We start from the raw sequence: 18,958 nt of genomic DNA on the forward strand, positions 1-18,958 counted from the left end.
GTGTGGTTCGGGGCCCTTCCGCATGTGCGGGGTGTTACGGGAGCTGCGCGGCTCGCGCCTCGCGGCGGTTGCCCCGGAAGTTGTTCACCCGGCGGGCCGTGGCGAACAGCGGGATCACCGCGCCCATCACCAGCTGAAGCGCACAGCCGGTCTGGAGGAGCAGCTGGCCGCCCGGGGCGTCGAACGCCCACGCGGCCAGGAGGCCCATCGAGAGCACGATCCAGGAGAGCATCGCGACCGCGAGGCGCCCCCGCGGCTTCGGGTACTCGACCCGGCTCACCATCAGCCAGGCGGTGCCCATGATCGCCATGAGCGTGGCGACGAAGGGCAGCTCCAGCAGGATGATCGAGACGACCGTCAGCGCGCCGAACGGGCTCGGCATGCCCTGGAACGTGCCGTCCTTCACCGTGACACAGGAGAATCTCGCGAGCCTGAGCACCACGGCGAGCAGCACCACGATCGCTCCGACCGCCGCCACCTTCTGGTAGGCGTCGTCCGCGACCATGCCGTACACGAGCACGAAGTACGCCGGCGCGAGACCGAAGCTGATCAGGTCGGACAGGTTGTCCAGCTCGGCGCCCATGGGGGAGGAGCGCAGCTTGCGGGCCACCAGACCGTCGAACAGGTCGAAGATCGCGGCGCAGAGCATCAGGATCACGGCCGTGGCGGCGGAGTGACGGGCCATGCCCGACTCGTCGCTGCCCGTGAGGTGCGGGATCAGGATGCCGGTGGTGGTGAAGTACACCGCCATGAAGCCGCAGGTGGCGTTGCCGAGGGTGAGCGTGTCCGCTATCGAGAGGCGGAGCGAGAGAGGCATCTCCTCCTCGTCGTCCAGCTCATCGGCCTCCGGCACCCACCCGGCCTGTGTCTCGGGATCAATCACGGTCAATTCGAGTCACCCCAGCCACGGTCTTCTGACCGACCTCCACGTCGACCTCGACACCCTCGGGGAGGTAGATGTCCACGCGCGAGCCGAAGCGGATCAGACCGATCCGGTCACCCTGCTCGACCTTCGTCCCCTCGGGGATGTAGGGCACGATGCGGCGGGCGACGGCGCCGGCGATCTGGATCATCTCGATGTCACCGAGCTCGGTGTCGAAGTGCCAGACGACGCGCTCGTTGTTCTCGCTCTCCTTGTTGAACGCCGGGACGAACCCACCGGGGATGTGCTCGACCGAGGTCACCGTGCCGGAGAGGGGCGCGCGGTTGACGTGGACGTTGAGCGGGCTCATGAAGATCGCGACGCGGGTGCGTCCGTCCTTCCACGGCATGATGCTCTGCACCACACCGTCGGCGGGCGAGATGACCCGGCCCTGGGAGATCTCACGCTCGGGGTCGCGGAAGAACCACAGCATCCCGGCCGCGAGCGCGGTGGCGGGTACGGCCACGGCCTTGGCCGCGCCGGAGCGGCGCGAACGGGCCAGGCTGAGTGCTGCGGTGGCAACGGTCGGGAGAAGCCACGGCGATGCTCCGCGCGCGAGGCGGACCCGGCCGCGAGGTGCAGAGGTTTGGCTGTGGGGCATGGATGACCTTCGTAGCGGATGATGCCGCGCTCGAACGGGGGACGGCGGCTTTCACGCGATCGTACCGGTCGCAGACCGCAACTGGGCAAGCCAAGATGCGGAGTCGACGGCTGAAGAGAGCTGACGGGGTGTGATCTTCTTCGCGATGAAAACACCCCGAACCCGGACATCTAGCCCTGGAGTCGATACTCTTCGAGCAGCCGGCGCCCGATGATCATTTTCTGGATTTCGGCGGTACCTTCGCCGATCAACAGCATCGGCGCCTCACGGTAGAGGCGCTCGATCTCGTACTCCTTGGAGAAGCCGTAGCCGCCGTGGATCCGGAACGCATCTTCCACCACCTCTTTGCAGTACTCGGAGGCGAGGTACTTCGCCATCCCTGCTTCGAGGTCGTTTCGTTCCCCGGAGTCCTTTTTGCGAGCTGCGTTCACCATCATTGCATGGGCGGCCTCGACCTTGGTAGCCATTTCGGCCAGCTTGAACTGGATGGCCTGATGCTGGGCGATCGCCTTGCCGAAAGTGTGACGTTGCTGGGCGTATGAGACACCGAGCTCGAATGCGCGCTGTGCGACACCGCAGCCACGGGCCGCGACGTTGACCCGGCCGACCTCGACTCCGTCCATCATTTGGTAAAACCCTCGGCCGGTGGTGCCGCCGAGAACCCGATTGGCCGGAATGCGCAGTCCGTCCATGATGAGTTCGGTGGTGTCGACCCCCTTGTAACCCATCTTGTCGATCTTGCCGGGGATGGTGAGGCCGGGACGGACCTCTCCGAAGCCGGGCTCCTTCTCCACGAGGAAGGTCGTCATCGACTTGTGGGGCGCCGTGCCCTCGGGGTGTCCTTCGTCACTTCTGACCAGAACGGCCACCAGAGTCGAGGATCCGCCGTTCGTCAGCCACATCTTCTGGCCGTTCAGGACGTACTCGTCGCCGTCCTTGACCGCCTTGGACGTGATGGCCGACACGTCCGAGCCGAGCGCCGGCTCCGACATCGAGAAGGCGCCGCGCACCTCGCCGAGCGCCATGCGGGGCAGGAAGTGGTCCTTCTGCTCCTGCGTCCCGTGCTGCTTGAGCATGTACGCCACGATGAAGTGCGTGTTGATGATGCCGGAGACCGACATCCAGCCGCGGGCGATCTCCTCGACGCACAGCGCGTACGTGAGGAGGGACTCGCCGAGACCGCCGTACTCCTCGGGGATCATCAGGCCGAAGAGGCCGAGCTCCTTGAGACCGTCGACGATCTCCTGCGGATACTCGTCGCGGTGCTCCAGCTCGGTGGCGACGGGGATGATCTCCTTGTCCACGAAATCGCGGACCGTGGAGAGGATCTCCTGCTGGACATCGGTCAGACCGGCGGTCCGGGCGAGTCGCGCCATGACTACTTCTCCGTCTTCTTCTCCGCCGGGGCGGTGAGTTCGGGCCGGCCGGGCTGCTCGCCGCCGCGCTCCTTGATGTACGTCTCGGTGGGGACCATCACCTTGCGGCGGAACACGCAGACCAGCGTGCCGTCCTGCTTGTAGCCCTTGGTCTCCACGTAGACGATCCCGCGGTCCGACTTGGACCGGGAGGGCGTCTTGTCGAGGACCGTGGTCTCGCCGTAGATCGTGTCGCCGTGGAAGGTCGGCGCCACGTGCTTCAGCGACTCGACCTCCAGGTTCGCGATCGCCTTGCCCGAGACGTCCGGCACGGACATGCCGAGCAGCAGCGAGTAGATGTAGTTCCCGACGACGACGTTCTTGCCGAAATCGGTCGTCTTCTCCGCATAGTTGCTGTCCATGTGGAGCGGGTGGTGGTTCATGGTCAGCAGGCAGAAGAGGTGGTCGTCGTACTCCGTGACCGTCTTTCCGGGCCAGTGCTTGTAGACCGCGCCGACCTCGAACTCTTCGTAGGTGCGTCCGAACTGCATGGTGCTCAGGCCTCCGGGGCTTCGAACGAGGTGGTGCGCCGCATGCCCGCGGCCCGGCCCTTGCCCGAGATGACGAGGGCCATCTTGCGGCTGGCCTCGTCGATCATCTCGTCGCCCAGCATCGCCGAGCCCTTCTTGCCGCCGGCCTCGGACGTGTAGTAGTCGTACGCGTCCAGGATCAGCTCGGCGTGGTCGAAGTCCTCCTGCGAGGGCGAGAAGATCTCGTTCGAGGCCTCCACCTGACCCGGGTGCAGCACCCACTTGCCGTCGAAGCCGAGCGCCGCGGCGCGCTGGGCGACCGCGCGGTAGCCGTCGATGTTGCGGATCTGGAGGTAGGGACCGTCGATCGCCTGGAGGTTGTTGGCACGGGCGGCCATCAGGATCTTCATCAGGATGTAGTGGTAGGCGTCCGCCGGGTAGCCGGGCGGCTGCTCACCGACGACCAGTGACTTCATGTTGATCGACGCCATGAAGTCGGCCGGGCCGAAGATGATCGTCTCCACGCGCTGCGAGGCGGTGGCGATCTCGTTGACGTTGTTCAGGCCCTGGGCGTTCTCGATCTGCGCCTCGATGCCGATCTTGCCGACCTCGAAGCCCATCGTCTTCTCGATCTGCGTCAGCAGGAGGTCGAGCGCCACGACCTGCTGGGCCGTCTGGACCTTCGGCAGCATGATGCAGTCGAGGTTCTGCCCCGCGCCCTCGACGACCGTGACGACGTCGCGGTACGTCCACTCGGTCGTCCAGTCGTTGACGCGCACGACCCGGGTCTTGCCGGTCCAGTCACCCTCGTTGAGGAACTTGACGATGGTGTGCCGGGCGTCGGGCTTGGCCAGCGGCGCGCACGCGTCCTCCAGGTCCAGGAAGACCTGGTCCGCGGGAAGGCCCTGGGCCTTCTCCAGGAAGCGGGGGTTGCTGCCCGGAACGGCCAGACAGGAGCGCCTGGGACGCAGACGGTTGACGGGCGTGGTCATGCGGGGACCTCCAGGGGGTCGAGCTTGTTCGCTTTGCGGATCTCGTCGACGATACGGCCGATGATTCCGGTGATGTCGAAGTCCTTCGGGGTGAAGACCGCGGCCACTCCCGCGGCCCGCAGCTGTTCGGCGTCGGCGTTCGGGATGATCCCGCCCGCGATCACCGGAATGTCGGCCGCACCGGCCGCGCGCAGCTTCTCCAGGACGTCCGGGACCAACTGGGCGTGGGACCCGGAGAGGATGGACAGGCCCACGGCGTGCACGTCCTCCGCCACGGCCGCGTCCACGATCTGCTCCGGGGTGAGCCGGATGCCCTGGTAGACCACCTCGAAGCCGGCGTCACGCGCCCGCACGGCGATCTGCTCGGCGCCGTTGGAGTGGCCGTCCAGACCCGGCTTGCCCACCAGGAAGCGGAGGTTGCCGGCGCCGAGGTCCTTGGCGGTCAGCTCCACCTTGCGGCGCACCAGCGCGAGCGCCGTGCCCTCCTCGGCGGTGACCGCGACGGGCGCCGAGGAGACGCCGGTCGGGGCGCGGAACTCGCCGAACACCTCGCGCAGGGCCCCGGCCCACTCGCCGGTGGTGACACCGGCGCGGGCGCACTCCAGGGTGGCCTCCATGAGGTTGGCGGTGCCCTTCGCGGCCTCCTTCAGCTTCTCCAGCGCCTTGCACGGGCGCGGGTGGTTGAAGGGAGGCTGGTACCGCGTGTCGCGCCAGGTCCCGAGCGCGGAGATCACCCGGGCCTCGACCGCGGGGTCGACCGTCATGATCGCCGCGTCCAGGTCGGCGGTGAGCGGGTTCGGCTCGGTCGACTGGAAGACGTTGACGCCGACGATCTTGTCGGTGCCGCCCTCGATCCGGCCCCGGCGCTCGGCGTGCGAGGAGACGAGCTGCGACTTGAGGTAGCCGGACTCGACGGCGGCCATCGCGCCGCCCATCTCCTCGATCCGCGCGATCTCGGCCAGCGACTCCTCGACGAGGGCGGTCACCTTGGCCTCGATCACGTGCGAGCCCTCGAAGATGTCCTCGTACTCCAGCAGGTCGCTCTCGTGCGCGAGGACCTGCTGGATGCGCAGCGACCACTGCTGGTCCCACGGGCGGGGCAGACCCAGCGCCTCGTTCCAGGCGGGCAACTGGACGGCACGCGCGCGGGCGTCCTTGGACAGGGTGACGGCCAGCATCTCGAGGACGATCCGCTGGACGTTGTTCTCCGGCTGCGCCTCGGTCAGACCGAGGGAGTTGACCTGGACGCCGTACCGGAAGCGCCGCTGCTTGGGGTCCTCGATGCCGTACCGCTCGCGCGTGATCTTGTCCCAGATCCGCCCGAACGCCCGCATCTTGCACATCTCCTCGATGAAGCGGACACCCGCGTTCACGAAGAAGGAGATACGGGCCACGACATCGCCCTTGCGGTCCTCGTCGATCTGCCCGGACGCGAACACCGCGTCCAGGACGGCGATCGCGGTGGACATCGCGTACGCGATCTCCTGGACCGGCGTGGCGCCGGCCTCCTGGAGGTGGTAGCTGCAGATGTTGATCGGGTTCCACTTGGGGATGTGGTTGACCGTGTACGTGATCATGTCCGTCGTGAGACGGAGGGAGGGCACCGGCGGGAAGACGTGCGTCCCCCGCGAGAGGTACTCCTTCACGATGTCGTTCTGGGTCGTCCCCTGGAGCTTGGTGATGTCGGCGCCCTGCTCCTCGGCGACGACCTGATAGAGCGCCAGCAGCCACATGGCGGTGGCGTTGATGGTCATCGAGGTGTTCATCTGCTCCAGGGGGATGTCCTGGAACAGCCTGCGCATGTCACCGAGGTGCGAGACCGGCACGCCGACCCGGCCGACCTCGCCGCGGGCGAGGATGTGGTCGGGGTCGTAGCCCGTCTGCGTCGGCAGGTCGAAGGCCACGGAGAGCCCTGTCTGCCCCTTGGCGAGGTTACGCCGGTACAACTCGTTGGACGCCTCGGCCGTGGAGTGGCCGGCGTACGTGCGCATGAGCCACGGCCGGTCCTTCACTCGCTGCCCGTCGGCTGTCTGACGCTCTGTCATGGTGGACCTCAGACGTTCCGGAAGCGGTTGATGGCGTCGATGTGCTGGGCGCGCTTCTCCTGGTCGCGGACGCCCAGGCCCTCCTCGGGAGCCAGCGCGAGGACGCCGACCTTGCCCTGGTGGAGGTTGCGGTGCACGTCGTGGGCGGCCTGCCCGGTGTCCTCCAGGGAGTAGACCTTGGAGAGCGTCGGGTGGATCTTGCCCTTGGCGACGAGCCGGTTGGCCTCCCATGCCTCGCGGTAGTTCGCGAAGTGCGAGCCGATGATCCGCTTCAGCGACATCCACAGGTAGCGGTTGTCGTACTCGTGCATGTAGCCCGAGGTCGAGGCGCAGGTGGTGATGGTGCCGCCCTTGCGGGTGACGTACACCGAGGCGCCGAAGGTCTCGCGGCCCGGGTGCTCGAAGACGATGTCGATGTCCTCGCCGCCGGTGAACTCGCGGATGCGCTTGCCGAAGCGCTTCCACTCCTTCGGGTCCTGGGTGGTCTCGTCCTTCCAGAACTTGTAGCCCTCGGCGCTGCGGTCGATGATCGCCTCGGCGCCCATCGAGCGGCAGATGTCCGCCTTCTGCTCGCTGGAGACGACACAGATCGGGTTGGCGCCGCCGGCGAGCGCGAACTGCGTGGCGTACGAGCCGAGTCCGCCGCTCGCGCCCCAGATCAGGACGTTGTCGCCCTGCTTCATGCCGGCGCCGTTGCGGGAGACGAGCTGCCGGTAGGCGGTGGAGTTCACCAGGCCGGGAGCGGCGGCCTCCTCCCAGCTCAGGTGGTCCGGCTTCGGCATCAGCTGGTTGGACTTGACGAGCGCGATCTCGGCGAGGCCGCCGAAGTTGGTCTCGAAGCCCCAGATGCGCTGCTCGGGGTCGAGCATCGTGTCGTTGTGGCCGTCCGAGGACTCCAGCTCGACCGACAGACAGTGCGCGACGACCTCGTCGCCGGGCTTCCAGGAGTTGACTCCCGGGCCGGTGCGCAGCACGACGCCCGCGAGGTCCGAACCGATGATGTGGTACGGCAGGTCGTGGCGCTTGCTGAGGTCGCTGAGCCGCCCGTAGCGCTCCAGGAAGTTGAAGGTCGACACCGGTTCGAAGATCGACGTCCAGACCGAGTTGTAGTTCACCGAGGACGCCATCACCGCGACCAGGGCCTCGCCCGGTCCCAGCTCCGGCACCGGCACGTCGTCCAGGTGGATCGACTTGCGGGGGTCCTTGTCGCGGCTGCTGAGCCCGGCGAACATCTCCGCCTCGTCCTTGTGCACGGTGATCGCGCGGTAGGACTCGGGGAGCGGAAGAGCGGCGAAGTCGGCGGACGTGGCCGTCTGCGACTGAATCGCGTCCAGGATTTCCTTCACGGTGTTGCCTCCGGCGATACGCGTTCAGAGGGAGAACGCTGAGGGGTACGTCGGTGCTGCTGCTGAGGGGTGTGCCGTCGGTCCGGCGGAGGTGGTGCTGTGGCAGCGCTGTGGTTGGCGCAGGAGGTTGCCTGTGACGCAGGCGTCCGGGCGCGCAGGCCATGGGGCTTGCGGGGACAGCCGGCGTACGCATGGTCTCTGCACGCCGGCCGCCCGGACTCCTTCAACGTATGGCACGCCGTGTCACCTGACAAGGCACGGAGTGCCAGAAGTTGCGCTCAGGTGAAATCTTTACGCAACACGTGAGCGATGATCGATCAGGCGGGCGCCCAAAACGCTCAAAACAGGGTATAAAAAACGCCGGACACGCTCGAAGTGAGCGTGTCCGGCGCTTGGTCGGAGAAAGGGCCGCCCGCGGGCGGACGGCCGCTAGGACCGTTCCTTGAGGGCCTGCTCGATGGTGCGCATGACCTGGTCCAGCGGGGCGTCGACCCGGGCGACGGTCACCAGGACGTCCCCCTCGGTGAAGGCCGAGGCGGGCGCCGTTCGCGGCGCGGTCTCCCGTCCCGCGCCGATCCCGGTGCCGAAGGTCTTGCGGACGATGGCGAAGGCGTGGTCCAGCTGCGACTCCACGTCGCCCTGGCCGCCGGCCCTCAGCCAGCGCCGCAGGACGTGGTTGTGGGCCGTGACCACGGCCGACGCGGCGACCTCCGCCAGCAGCGGATCGTCGTTGGCGTCGTCGTCGTGCGCGTGCTCGTCGAAGTGGCCGAGGAGGTAGCGGGTGAAGAGGCGCTCGTAGCGGGCCACCGAGGCGATCTCGGCCTCGCGCAGCGTCGGCACCTCGCGGGTCAGCTTGTAGCGGGAGACGGAGATCTCCGGCTGGGCCGCGTACATCCTCATGACTTCCTTGATGCCGCGGCACACGGTGTCGAGCGGATGCTCGTGCGCGGGTGCCGCGTTGAGCACCGCCTCGGCCCGGATCAGGGTGTCGTCGTGATCGGGGAAGATCGCCTCTTCCTTGGAGCGGAAGTGGCGGAAGAAGGTGCGGCGGGCGACTCCGGCCCGGGCCGCGATCTCGTCGACGGTGGTCGCCTCGTACCCCTTGGCGGCGAACAGCTCCATGGCCGCGGCCGCCAGTTCCCGGCGCATCTTGAGGCGTTGGGCCGCCGCGCGACTGCCCGCGGCGCTCTCCGGCGCGTCGGGCGTGGCTGGCGTACGTGAGGACCTGGCGGGCTGGGACATGCCCCGAACGTACTGCATGTGCGCAGGAGAGCGCGCATGTCCGGGGATCCCCCCGCCCTGGAAGGGCGGGGGGTGTCCGGCGGGGCCCAGTAGTCCGCCCCAGTCCGCGTCGTCCGCGAACCAGTCGCCCGGACCCTCAGCGGCGGGCATATTCGCGGAAGCCGCGGCCCGTCTTGCGGCCGAGGCAGCCCGCGGCCACCAGGTGCTCCAGGAGCGGCGCGGGGGCGAGACCGGGGTCCCGGAACTCGCGGTGCAGGACCTTCTCGATGGCCAGCGAGACATCGAGCCCGACCACGTCGAGCAGCTCGAAGGGGCCCATCGGGTAGCCGCCGCCGAGCTTCATGGCCGCGTCGATGTCGTCCAGCGAGGCGTAGTGCTCCTGCACCATCTTGATCGCGTTGTTCAGGTACGGGAACAGCAGCGCGTTCACGATGAAGCCGGCCCGGTCACCGCAGTCCACCGGGTGCTTGCGGATCTTCGCGCAGACCTCGCGCACGGTGGCGTGCACGTCGTCCGCGGTCAGCACGGTCCGCACGACCTCGACCAGCTTCATCGCCGGGGCCGGGTTGAAGAAGTGCATGCCGATGACGTCCTGCGGGCGCGAGGTGGCGCGGGCGCAGGCGACGACGGGCAGCGAGGAGGTGGTGGTGGCCAGGATCGCGCCGGGCTTGCAGACCTTGTCGAACGTGCCGAACAGCTGCTGCTTGACCTCCAGGTCCTCGGCGACGGCCTCCAGCGCCAGGTCCACGTCGGCGAAGTCGTCGTAGCTGCCGGTCGGTGTGATCAGCTCCAGGGTCTGCGCCGCCGCCTCGGCCGTCATCCGGCCCTTGTCGACGGAACGGGCGAGCGACTTGCCGATCCGGGCCTTGGCCGCCTGCGCCTTCTCCTCCGTACGGGCGGCGAGGACGACCTCGTACCCGGCCTTGGCGAAGACCTCGGCGATCCCGGAGGCCATGGTGCCGGAGCCGGCCACGCCCACCGAGCGGATCGTACGGCCCTGCGCCAGGACAGCGCCCTCCAGCGGCGTCAGCGCGTCCCGCACGACGGCGTCGCTGCCGGGGGCCTCGTACGAGTAGAAGCCCCGCCCGGACTTGCGTCCGGTCAGGCCCGCCTCGCTGAGCTGCTTGAGGATCGGCGCGGGGGCGTGCAGCCGGTCGCGCGACTCGGAGTACATCGCCTCCAGGACGGTCCGCGCGGTGTCCACACCGATCAGGTCGAGCAGCGCGAGCGGGCCCATGGGCAGTCCGCAGCCGAGCTTCATCGCCGCGTCGATGTCCTCGCGGGAGGCGTACTTCGCCTCGTACATCGCGGCCGCCTGGTTCAGGTAGCCGAAGAGCAGGCCGTCGGCGACGAAACCGGGGCGGTCGCCCACCGCGACCGGCTCCTTGCCCAGTTCGACGGCCAGGTCGGTCACGGCGGTCACGGCCGTCGGCGCGGTCAGCACCGAGGAGACGACCTCGACCAGCTTCATCGCGGGCGCCGGGTTGAAGAAGTGCAGGCCGAGCACGCGCTCGGGGCGGGCGGAGTCGGCGGCGAGACGGGTCACGGACAGCGCGTTGGTGCCCGTGGCGAGGATCGCCTCGGGGCGCACGATGCCGTCGAGCGCCCGGAAGACCTGCTGCTTGATGTCGTACGACTCCGGGGTCACCTCGATGACGAGGTCGGCGTCGGCGGCGGCCGCGAGGTCGGTGAAGGTGCGGAAGCGGGCGAGGGCGTCGGTGCGCTCCGCGTCGCTCAGGTGCTCGCGGCGCACGGCGCGGGCGGTGGAGGCTTCGAGGGTGGCCACGGCCTGGGCGGCCGCGGCTTCGCTGATGTCGATGCCGATCACGTCACGGCCGGCCCGGACGAGGACCTCGGCGATGCCGGTGCCCATGGTGCCGAGGCCGACGACGGCGACGGTCTTCAGCGGGGACAGAGGGGTGTCGGACAGGGGAGTGGCCATCGCGGGACTCCTGGAGGAAGTGACGACTGAGGAGCGCACGCGGGTGCGCCGACAGGCGCACACCGTGCGGAGGTTGCGGGTGTTTCCGGGCTGACGAGCGCACACGCCCGGTGCCGTCCCCGAGCGCCGGAGAAACGGGCGCCCATGGGCGGTGAAAGCCGACCGGCCCTGTCCCGGAGCCATGTCGTACTGAGGTACCTGAAGTACCGAACCGACTGCTCTCACGATGGCTGCGTCACCAGGCCACCGAGAGGTGAGACACGAGTGGGTAACTCGCTCGTCTGAGCTTAACCCGCCGGTAACGAGCGCGCCAGCCCCCGACTTTGTGATGTACGTCCCCGCACCTCACCGGCTTGCCTAAGCTCGGCCCCATGGACGAAGCGTTGCGATCACTCACGGAGCGTCTGCGCGCCGAGGCCGGGGCCGGATCCGCGGCGGCCTACGAACGTCTGGCGGAGACGGAGGATCCCGATGTGCTGGCCGCGGCGCTGACCGAACCCGGACAGCCGCTCTGGGCGCGGGAGTTGGTCGCCTTCCGGCTCGGCACCGCGGGGGACCGGCGGGCCTTCGAGGCACTCGTCCTGCTGCTCAACCACCGTGACCCGCCACGCTGCGCGTCCGCCGCCCAGGCCCTGGCCCGGCTCGGCGACCCGCGCACCGCCCGCGCCGCGGCGGCGCTCGCCACCAACGAACTGCGGGTCGCGTACGCGCTCCAGCCGGTGCGGCTCCTGGTCGAACTGCGCGCCCCCGAGGCCGTGCCCGCGCTGATCACCACCCTGGAACGCAGGCTGCGCCCGCACGACCCCTACCGCAAGGTGGCTCTCGCCTGCGCGGAAGGCCTGGGTGTCCTCGGCGACGCCCGCGCGCGCGTGGTCCTGAACGAGGCGCTGGCCCACCCCGCGCTCGCGGAGACGGCGGTACGCGCGCTGAACCGGTTGCCCGGGCAACGGACCTAGGGCCCGCCCGTCCGGCGCTTCACGCCCGCCCGGGGGCGACGACGCGAACGACCGGACAGGCCCTGGGGCTACCGGTTCGCGTCGCCGGTCAGCACGCGCGCGTACCGGACCTCGGGCACCGTGGCCCCGCCCGCCTCGAAGGGCTCCTCCGCGCCGTCGGGACGGAAGCCGGCTCTCTCGTAGAAACGGCGGGCCGTGGTGTTCTCCTTGAGGACCCACAGCAGCATGCGCTCGTGCCCGGCCCGTGCACAGCGGGCCACCGACTCGCGCAGCAGGGCCTGCCCGATCCCCTGGCCCAGCACGTCCGGGTGCACATAGATCGCGTACAACTCGACGTCCCCGGACCGGACTTCGTCGTCCCGGTGCGGGCCGTGGCAGGCCCAGCCGACCACGGATCCGGCGCGCTCCGCGACCAGGTTCACGACGGACCCGTCGGCCTGCCGGAGGCGGTCGCGCCGGCGCGCCGCGTCCTCGGCCGCATCGAGTCCGTCCAGGTACGGCTGGGGCATTAGGCCCTTGTACGCGTGCTGCCAGCCGCGCACCCGGATCTCGGCGACCCGTGCGCAGTCGGCGAGGGTCATCTCACGGACCCGCGGCCCGTCGGGGGCGGAGGCGGTCGTCGGCTCGTTCATGGGTCCATCGTGGACCACGGGTCCGACAGCGCCCCCGACGGGCGTGCGTGCGGCGGGGGTTCAGCCCCGGTAGCCGAGCAGGCCGTGCAGCGTCGAACCCCGCGAGGAGGAGGACGCGGCCTTCGCGGTCAGCGGCTTGGGGTCGGGCAGCGTCTGGCAGACCGCGTCGGCCTCGCCGCCGCCGCGCGGCACCGTGCCGTCGGTCAGATAGGCCGCCAGGTACTTGTCCAGGCAGGCGTTGCCGCTGAGCGTGATGCCGTGGTTGCCGCCGCCCTGTTCGACCACCAAGGAGGAGCCGCGCAGCCGGTGATGGACCGTCACCCCGCCCTCGTAGGGAGTGGCCGCGTCGTCGGTCGCCTGGAAGAGCAGCGTCGGGGGCAGCCGGTGGTTGGAGATGTCCACGGGCTGGAGCGAGTCCGTCGGCCAGAACGCGCACGGCGCGTTGTACCAGGCGTTGTTCCAGGCCATGAACGGCGCCTTGTCGTAGACCGCCCAGCTGTCACGGCGCCACTGGCGCCAGTCGCGCGGCCAGGACGCGTCACGGCACTGGACCGCCGTGTAGACGCTGTAGCCGTTGTCGCCCGACGCGTCGACGGCGCCGAAGTTCTCGTACGCCTCCACGAGCGGGTCCGAGTTCTTGGCGTTCACATAGGACGCGAAGGCCTCGGCGAGGTAGGGCCAGTAGCCGTTGTAGTAGCCGCCCGGGATGAAGGTGTCCTCCAGTTCGGATGCGCCCACCTTCTTCTGCGCGGGGTTCTTGGCCAGCGCCGCGCGCATCGCGTACCACTTGGACTCGACCACGGACGGGTCGGTGCCGAGCTTGTAGGCGGCGTTGTTCTTCGCGACCCAGGCGAGGAAGGCCAGATGACGGTCGTTGAAGGCGTAGTCCTGGCCGATGTTGTCGTCGTACCACACGCCGTCGGGGTCGACGATGGAGTCGAGGACCAGCCGGCGGACCCGCTGCGGGTAGAGCTTGGCGTACACGGCGCCCAGATAGGTGCCGTACGAGTAGCCGAAGTAGTTGATCTTCGTGGCGCCGAGGGCGGCGCGGATCGCGTCCATGTCGCGGACCGCGCTCACCGTGTCGAGGTACGGCAGCAGCTTGGCGTATTTCGTCCGGCAGGCCTCGGCGAAGTCCCTGGCGCGCACGAGGTTGGCCTTCTCGATGGCCCTGGTGCTCGGCACGGTGTCGGGGCGGACCGGCTTGAAGTGCCCCGGCTTGCAGTCCAGCGCGGGCCTGCTCGCGCCCACACCGCGCGGGTCGAATCCGATGACGTCGTACTGCGCCGCCACGGTCTTGGGCAGCGCGGAGGCGACGAAGCCGGCCAGGGTGATTCCGCTGCCGCCGGGCCCGCCCGGGTTCACCAGCAGCGGTCCCTGGAACGTCTTCGCGGTGTGCGGGACCCGGGACAGGGCGAGGGTGATCCGCTCGCTGTAGGGGTTCGCATGGTCGAGCGGCACCTTCAGGGAGGCGCACTGGAGCGTCGGATAGTCGCTGGTGCCGCACTTCTTCCAGACGGGTTTCGCGGTCCGGGTGGTGCGCGGTGCGGCGGCGGGGCCGGTGCTCGCGTCGGCGGGGATCGACGTGATCATCCCGGCCAGCACGACGGCCGCGCCGCACAAAGCAACTGCGCGTTTCTTCACAAGGCCTCCCAGGACGGAGGATTCTGAGCCGTGCACGCCACGGCCTTCGCCGTATCGTGCCGGAGGCGGGTCCTGGAAGAACGTGTTCCGGTGAGAGTCGACCCGATTGGATGGCGGGATGCGCTCGGATGCCGCCATCCGCGGACCCGGCGGACTTCGGGTCGCCTGCCGTCAAGTCACGGGTCCTCAGAGAAGCGTCAGCTGTGTCGGCCCGGTCGCGGCGGGCGCCGGGGCGGCCTCGGGTTCCGGGACCGTGATCCGGCGCGGCATCCCCGCGCGCGTGGGGCCGATGCCGTACTCCTGGGCCAGTTCGTGGACCTGACGGGTGATCCGGCGCTGGTACCACCTCGGGGCGTAGGCGCCCTCCGCGTACAGCCGCTCGTAGCGCCGTACGAGATGGGGGTGGTGGTGCTCTAGCCAGGCCATGAACCATTCGCGGGCGCCGGGCCGCAGATGCAGGACCAGCGGGGTCACCGAGGTGGCGCCCGAGGCCGCGACGGCCCTGACGGTGGCGCGCAGCTGGGCCGGGTGGTCGCCCAGGAACGGGATCACGGGCGCCATCAGGACGCCGCAGCCGATGCCGTGGTCCGTGAGCGTCCGGACGACGTCCAGCCGGCGCTCGGGGGCCGGGGTGCCCGGCTCCACCGTGCGCCACAGCTCGGCGTCGGTGAAGCCGACCGACACGGATATCCCGACGTCGGTGACCTCGGCCGCCTGCCGGAGCAGATCGAGGTCGCGCAGGATGAGCGTCCCCTTCGTCAGGATCGAGAAGGGGTTCGCGTGGTCCCGCAGGGCCGCGATGATGCCCGGCATGAGCCGGTAGCGGCCCTCGGCGCGCTGGTAGCAGTCGACGTTGGTGCCCATCGCGATGTGCTCGCCCAGCCAGCGGCGCGAGGCGAGCTGGCGGCGCAGCAGCCCGGGCGCGTTGACCTTCACCACGATCTGCGAGTCGAACCCGAGCCCGGTGTCGAGGTCCAGATAGCTGTGCGTCTTGCGGGCGAAGCAGTACACGCACGCGTGCGTGCACCCCCGGTAGGGGTTGACCGTCCACTCGAACGGCATGCGGGAGGCCCCCGGCACGCGGTTCACGATCGACCGCGCCCGGATCTCGTGGAAGGTGATCCCCCGGAACTCGGGGGTGTCGAACGTCCTCGTCGTGACCGCGTCCGCTCCGAACAGGGCGGCGTCCCGGGCGGGGCCGTCGGCCGGATCCGCTGTCAGGTTCTCCCAGCGCATGGCGCCTCCTAGGTAGCACTGAACAGAGAATAGAACACATGTTCCCTTGATCGTGCGATCCGTTTCCCGTGTCGCCCCACCGGTGCGGCCCGCGCCGGGGGATGCGCCGAGGGGTACCCCGATTTGGGAGCGCGGGCCGGCGGGTGGTTGGCTGGCCGCACACCCCGAGGAACCAAGTGCTGGAGGAAGTGCCATGGCGCAGGTCGAGGCCACGACGGAGCGGGTCATCGCGGCGGACGCGGAAACGGTGTTCGACGCCCTGGCCGACTACAGCGGCACGCGGCCCGAGCTGCTGCCCGAGCACTTCAGCGAGTACGAGGTGCGCGAGGGCGGCGACGGCGAGGGCACCCTCGTCCACTGGAAGCTCCAGGCCACCAGCAAGCGCGTCCGCGACTGCCTGCTCGAGGTGAGCGAGCCCACCGACGGCGAGCTCGTCGAGAAGGACCGCAACTCCTCCATGGTCACCACCTGGCGTGTCACCCCGGCCGGCGAGGGCAGCTCCCGTGTCCAGGTCACCAGCGTCTGGAACGGCGCGGGCGGCATCGGCGGCTTCTTCGAGCGGACCTTCGCGCCCAAGGGCCTCGGCCGCATCTACGACGCCCTGCTCGCCAACCTCGCGGCGCGCACCGAGAAGTGACCCCGCCCCCGGGAGGCGCGCGCTCCCGGGGCCCCAGGCGCGGCCGTCGGACGGTCACTTGACGGCGAGTGCCGCCAAGGGGCCCCACCCGACGGCGTGTTGTGCCCTCACCGGTTCGGGTGGATCTCCGCCCGGTGCCGCACCGCGCCGTAACTCGTCACGCTTGCCGGGAGTTGTCGCGATTGGCGGCAATTGTGCGGCGGGTGCGACGAGGGGAGCGGATACGTGGGCGGGATCACTCTGGTGCCGGACGAAACGGCCCTCGCACCCCTGCCCGACCCCGCCCCGACGGCCGCCGGACCCGCGGGACCGACCCCGCGCCAGGTGCGCCTGATCTTCTGCGGACTGATCCCGGCGCTGCTCCTCGCCGCCCTCGAACAGATGATCGTGGCCACGGCCCTGCCGAAGATCGTCGGGGAACTGCACGGCCTCGACCGGATGTCCTGGGCGATCACCGCCTATCTGCTCACCTCGACCGTCGGACTCCCCGTCTACGGCAAGCTCGGCGACCTCTACGGCCGCAAGGGCGTCTTCCAGTTCGCCATCGCCGTCTTCGTCGTGGGCTCAGCGCTCGCCGGACGGGCGACGACCATGGACCAGCTCATCGCCTTCCGGGCGGTCCAGGGCCTCGGCGCCGGCGGCCTCATGATCGGCGTGCAGGCGATCATCGCGGACATCGTCCCGCCGCGCAGACGCGGCCGGTTCATGGGGCTCATCGGCGCCGCGTTCGGCCTCGCCTCGGTCGCGGGCCCCCTGCTGGGCGGCTACTTCACCGACCACCTGTCCTGGCGCTGGTGCTTCTACGTCAACGTGCCCTTCGGACTGCTCACCCTGGCCGTCGTCACGGTCGTCCTGAAGCTGCCCAGGCCCGTGGTCCGCGGACGGGTCGACGTCCTCGGGGTGCTGCTCCTCGCCGCCGCCTCGACCTGCCTGGTCCTGCTGACCAGCTGGGGCGGCACCGAGTACGCCTGGACCTCGCGGGTGGTCCTCGCCCTGGCCGCGGGAGCGGTCGCCGCCACGGCCCTCTTCCTCGTCGTCGAGCGCTTCGCGGTCGAACCCCTCATCCCGCCGCGGCTGTTCAGGGACCCCGTCTTCGACGTCACCGCGCTCGTCGGCCTGGTCGTCGGCGCCGCGCTCTTCGGAGCCGCCGGATACCTCCCCACCTTTCTCCAGATGGCGTACGGCGCCGGGGCCACGGAGTCCGGTCTCCTGATGCTCCCCATGATGGGCGGCATCGTCGTCGCCTCCGTCGTCTCCGGGCAGCTCATCAGCCGCACCGGCCGCTACAAGGTCTTCCCGGTCCTCGGCTGCGCCCTCGCGGCCACCGGCATGTGGCTGCTCTCCCGCCTCGGCGCCCACACCCAAAGGCTCCACTACAGCGTCTGGATGGCGGTCCTCGGCGCCGGTATCGGCATGGTCATGCCGGTTCTGGTGGTCGCCGTGCAGAACTCCGTCCGGCCCGCCGACCTCGGCACCGCGACCAGCGCCAACAACTACTTCCGCCAGATCGGCGGCAGCGTCGGCGCCGCCGTCTTCGGCACGCTCTTCGCCCACCGGCTGGCCGGCGCGCTCGCCGACCGCCTCCCCGCGCGCGCGGGCGGGACCGCCCCGGACCCCGAGTCCCTGACCCCGCAACTCGTCCACGCGATGCCCGCCGCCCTGCGCGACCGGTACATCGGCGCCTACGTCGACGCCATGCCGCGGATCTTCCTCTACCTCGTGCCGGTCCTCGTCCTCGGCCTGCTCATCGCCTGTTTCCTCAAGGAGAAACCGCTGGTGACCCACAACGCATCCACCTCGGACCCCGACGCCGCGCACACCGACCGCGTCCCGCAGGCCCGTTCGGCGCACTCCGCCGGGATTCCCGTCTGCGGCACGGTGCAGCACCCCGACGGGACCGCCGTCGCGTGCGCCGCGCTCACCCTCATCGACATCGGGGGACGTCAGATCGGGCGGGGCGCCAGCGCGGTGGACGGGCGGTACGCGCTGTCCACGCCCGGGTCGGGCTCGTACATGCTGATCGCCGCGGCGGGCGGCCACCAGCCGCAGGCCGTCTCGGTGACCGTCGGCGAACGGCCCGTCGAGCTCGACGTCGTGCTGGGCGGCGCCGGGCGGCTCACCGGCAGTGTGCTGACCGCGGACGGCACGCCCGTGCGCGAGGCCACCGTCACCCTCGCCAACGCGCACGGCGAGGTGGTGGCCACCACCCGCAGCGGACGCGAGGGCGGTTACGTCATCACGGACCTGGTGGCCGGCGAGTACACCCTCGCCGCCGGCGCGCCCGCGTTCCGCCCGGCCGCGCTCCCGGTGAGCGTCCAGGCGGCCCGCGAGACCCGCCAGGACGTCGAACTCGCCGGCGGCGCCGTGCTGCGCGGCACGGTCCGGGCGGGCGGCGGGCGGCCCGTCGAGGACGCCCGCGTGACCCTGCTGGACGCCGCGGGGAACGTGGTCGACACCCTCACCACAGGACCGGACGGGACCTTCCGGTTCGTCGACCTGTCGTCCGGCGAGTACACCGTGATCGCGGCCGGCTATCCGCCGGTGGCCACCGTGCTCCAGGTGACGGGCGGCGGCCGCACGGAACGCGACCTGCAAGTGGGGCACGAGGACTGACGCGATCCCGGAGCCGGTCACCTGGACCCACGCCCTCCGGAGACGGGGTGTGGTCCGGAGGGACTCGCAGGCCGGAGCAACTCGCAAGCGGGTCAACTGAATTGACGTTTCATCACGCCGTCCCGCGGCTCGGACCGGCGCCCCGGAGGGCGGGCCGCGCGCCGGAGCCGACCCGCCCGTGTTCAATTCCCGTATTGCCGCACATCGTGAGCGGCCGCCGCCGTACGGTGGTGGAGGCGGCACAGATCTTGCGGAGCCGTGGGGA

Annotated in this window: 15 protein-coding genes; 3 read left to right on the forward strand and 12 right to left on the reverse strand. The window is 70.0% G+C overall.

Annotated elements, in window-relative coordinates:
• Nucleotides 1–34 precede the first annotated feature (34 nt).
• From pssA to ACFWI4_RS08335, 9 genes are all read right to left on the reverse strand, one after another.
• Nucleotides 35–853, reverse strand: a complete 819-nt coding sequence (pssA, locus tag ACFWI4_RS08295) for a CDP-diacylglycerol--serine O-phosphatidyltransferase (RefSeq protein WP_339135874.1) — start codon at nt 851–853, stop codon at nt 35–37.
• A 22-nt stretch (nt 854–875) separates the two neighbouring features.
• The gene (locus ACFWI4_RS08300) at nt 876–1,523 is read right to left on the reverse strand and encodes a phosphatidylserine decarboxylase (protein ID WP_385407896.1); all 648 of its coding nucleotides are present in this window, start codon (nt 1,521–1,523) and stop codon (nt 876–878) included.
• 170 nt (nt 1,524–1,693) lie between these two features.
• Entirely contained in the window at nt 1,694–2,899 is a 1,206-nt protein-coding gene (locus tag ACFWI4_RS08305; RefSeq protein WP_385407894.1) for an acyl-CoA dehydrogenase family protein, read from the reverse strand.
• Between the two features lie 2 nt (nt 2,900–2,901).
• Entirely contained in the window at nt 2,902–3,429 is a 528-nt protein-coding gene (locus ACFWI4_RS08310; protein WP_261705053.1) for a MaoC family dehydratase, read from the reverse strand.
• 5 nt (nt 3,430–3,434) lie between these two features.
• Nucleotides 3,435–4,400 carry an HpcH/HpaI aldolase/citrate lyase family protein gene (locus ACFWI4_RS08315; protein WP_385407892.1) on the reverse strand — a complete coding sequence of 322 codons (966 nt, stop codon included), beginning with the start codon at nt 4,398–4,400 and terminating at the stop codon, nt 3,435–3,437.
• Nucleotides 4,397–6,445 carry a protein meaA gene (locus ACFWI4_RS08320; RefSeq protein ID WP_387192265.1) on the reverse strand — a complete coding sequence of 683 codons (2,049 nt, stop codon included), beginning with the start codon at nt 6,443–6,445 and terminating at the stop codon, nt 4,397–4,399. The genes ACFWI4_RS08315 and ACFWI4_RS08320 overlap by 4 nt, the downstream gene beginning before the upstream one ends.
• A gap of 8 nt (nt 6,446–6,453) precedes the next feature.
• Nucleotides 6,454–7,791, reverse strand: coding sequence for a crotonyl-CoA carboxylase/reductase (gene ccrA / locus ACFWI4_RS08325; protein WP_387192269.1), 1,338 nt, complete (start codon nt 7,789–7,791; stop codon nt 6,454–6,456).
• 429 nt (nt 7,792–8,220) lie between these two features.
• Nucleotides 8,221–9,033, reverse strand: a complete 813-nt coding sequence (locus ACFWI4_RS08330) for a TetR family transcriptional regulator (RefSeq protein WP_385407884.1) — start codon at nt 9,031–9,033, stop codon at nt 8,221–8,223.
• 136 nt (nt 9,034–9,169) lie between these two features.
• Complete coding sequence (locus ACFWI4_RS08335; protein WP_387192272.1) at nt 9,170–10,975, reverse strand: 3-hydroxyacyl-CoA dehydrogenase family protein; 1,806 nt, start codon at nt 10,973–10,975, stop codon at nt 9,170–9,172.
• 371 nt (nt 10,976–11,346) lie between these two features.
• Between ACFWI4_RS08335 and ACFWI4_RS08340 the strand changes: the two genes are divergently transcribed.
• Nucleotides 11,347–11,931, forward strand: a complete 585-nt coding sequence (locus ACFWI4_RS08340; protein ID WP_387192275.1) for an adenylosuccinate lyase — start codon at nt 11,347–11,349, stop codon at nt 11,929–11,931.
• Nucleotides 11,932–11,999: 68 nt separating this feature from the next.
• Here the strand turns inward: ACFWI4_RS08340 and ACFWI4_RS08345 are convergent, their stop codons facing one another.
• The 3 genes from ACFWI4_RS08345 to ACFWI4_RS08355 form a co-directional block, all read right to left on the reverse strand.
• The gene (locus ACFWI4_RS08345) at nt 12,000–12,563 is read right to left on the reverse strand and encodes a GNAT family N-acetyltransferase (RefSeq protein WP_387192278.1); all 564 of its coding nucleotides are present in this window, start codon (nt 12,561–12,563) and stop codon (nt 12,000–12,002) included.
• Between the two features lie 60 nt (nt 12,564–12,623).
• Entirely contained in the window at nt 12,624–14,207 is a 1,584-nt protein-coding gene (locus tag ACFWI4_RS08350) for an alpha/beta hydrolase (RefSeq protein WP_387192281.1), read from the reverse strand.
• Nucleotides 14,208–14,393: 186 nt separating this feature from the next.
• Nucleotides 14,394–15,443, reverse strand: coding sequence for an Rv2578c family radical SAM protein (locus ACFWI4_RS08355; RefSeq protein WP_387192284.1), 1,050 nt, complete (start codon nt 15,441–15,443; stop codon nt 14,394–14,396).
• 193 nt (nt 15,444–15,636) lie between these two features.
• On the opposite strand from ACFWI4_RS08355, the gene ACFWI4_RS08360 reads away from it, so the two are divergent.
• Both ACFWI4_RS08360 and ACFWI4_RS08365 read left to right on the forward strand, forming a co-directional pair.
• Complete coding sequence (locus tag ACFWI4_RS08360; RefSeq protein WP_387192287.1) at nt 15,637–16,080, forward strand: SRPBCC family protein; 444 nt, start codon at nt 15,637–15,639, stop codon at nt 16,078–16,080.
• Nucleotides 16,081–16,305: 225 nt separating this feature from the next.
• Nucleotides 16,306–18,693, forward strand: coding sequence for an MFS transporter (locus ACFWI4_RS08365; RefSeq protein ID WP_387192290.1), 2,388 nt, complete (start codon nt 16,306–16,308; stop codon nt 18,691–18,693).
• Nucleotides 18,694–18,958 lie beyond the last annotated feature (265 nt).

Origin of the sequence: Streptomyces sp. NPDC127038 (assembly GCF_042725875.1) — a bacterium.
GTDB lineage: Bacteria > Actinomycetota > Actinomycetes > Streptomycetales > Streptomycetaceae > Streptomyces.

Bases quoted from the DNA above. Each gene is read 5' to 3' on its own strand.
- ACFWI4_RS08335 (WP_387192272.1), bottom strand. From the start codon at position 10,975: ATGGCCACTCCCCTGTCCGACACCCCTCTGTCCCCGCTGAAGACCGTC.
- ACFWI4_RS08340 (WP_387192275.1), top strand. From the start codon at position 11,347: ATGGACGAAGCGTTGCGATCACTCACGGAGCGTCTGCGCGCCGAGGCC.
- ACFWI4_RS08355 (WP_387192284.1), bottom strand. From the start codon at position 15,443: ATGCGCTGGGAGAACCTGACAGCGGATCCGGCCGACGGCCCCGCCCGG.
- ACFWI4_RS08360 (WP_387192287.1), top strand. From the start codon at position 15,637: ATGGCGCAGGTCGAGGCCACGACGGAGCGGGTCATCGCGGCGGACGCG.
- ACFWI4_RS08310 (WP_261705053.1), bottom strand. From the start codon at position 3,429: ATGCAGTTCGGACGCACCTACGAAGAGTTCGAGGTCGGCGCGGTCTAC.
- ACFWI4_RS08300 (WP_385407896.1), bottom strand. From the start codon at position 1,523: ATGCCCCACAGCCAAACCTCTGCACCTCGCGGCCGGGTCCGCCTCGCG.
- ACFWI4_RS08315 (WP_385407892.1), bottom strand. From the start codon at position 4,400: ATGACCACGCCCGTCAACCGTCTGCGTCCCAGGCGCTCCTGTCTGGCC.
- ACFWI4_RS08345 (WP_387192278.1), bottom strand. From the start codon at position 12,563: ATGAACGAGCCGACGACCGCCTCCGCCCCCGACGGGCCGCGGGTCCGT.
- ACFWI4_RS08330 (WP_385407884.1), bottom strand. From the start codon at position 9,033: ATGTCCCAGCCCGCCAGGTCCTCACGTACGCCAGCCACGCCCGACGCG.
- ACFWI4_RS08305 (WP_385407894.1), bottom strand. From the start codon at position 2,899: ATGGCGCGACTCGCCCGGACCGCCGGTCTGACCGATGTCCAGCAGGAG.
- ACFWI4_RS08320 (WP_387192265.1), bottom strand. From the start codon at position 6,445: ATGACAGAGCGTCAGACAGCCGACGGGCAGCGAGTGAAGGACCGGCCG.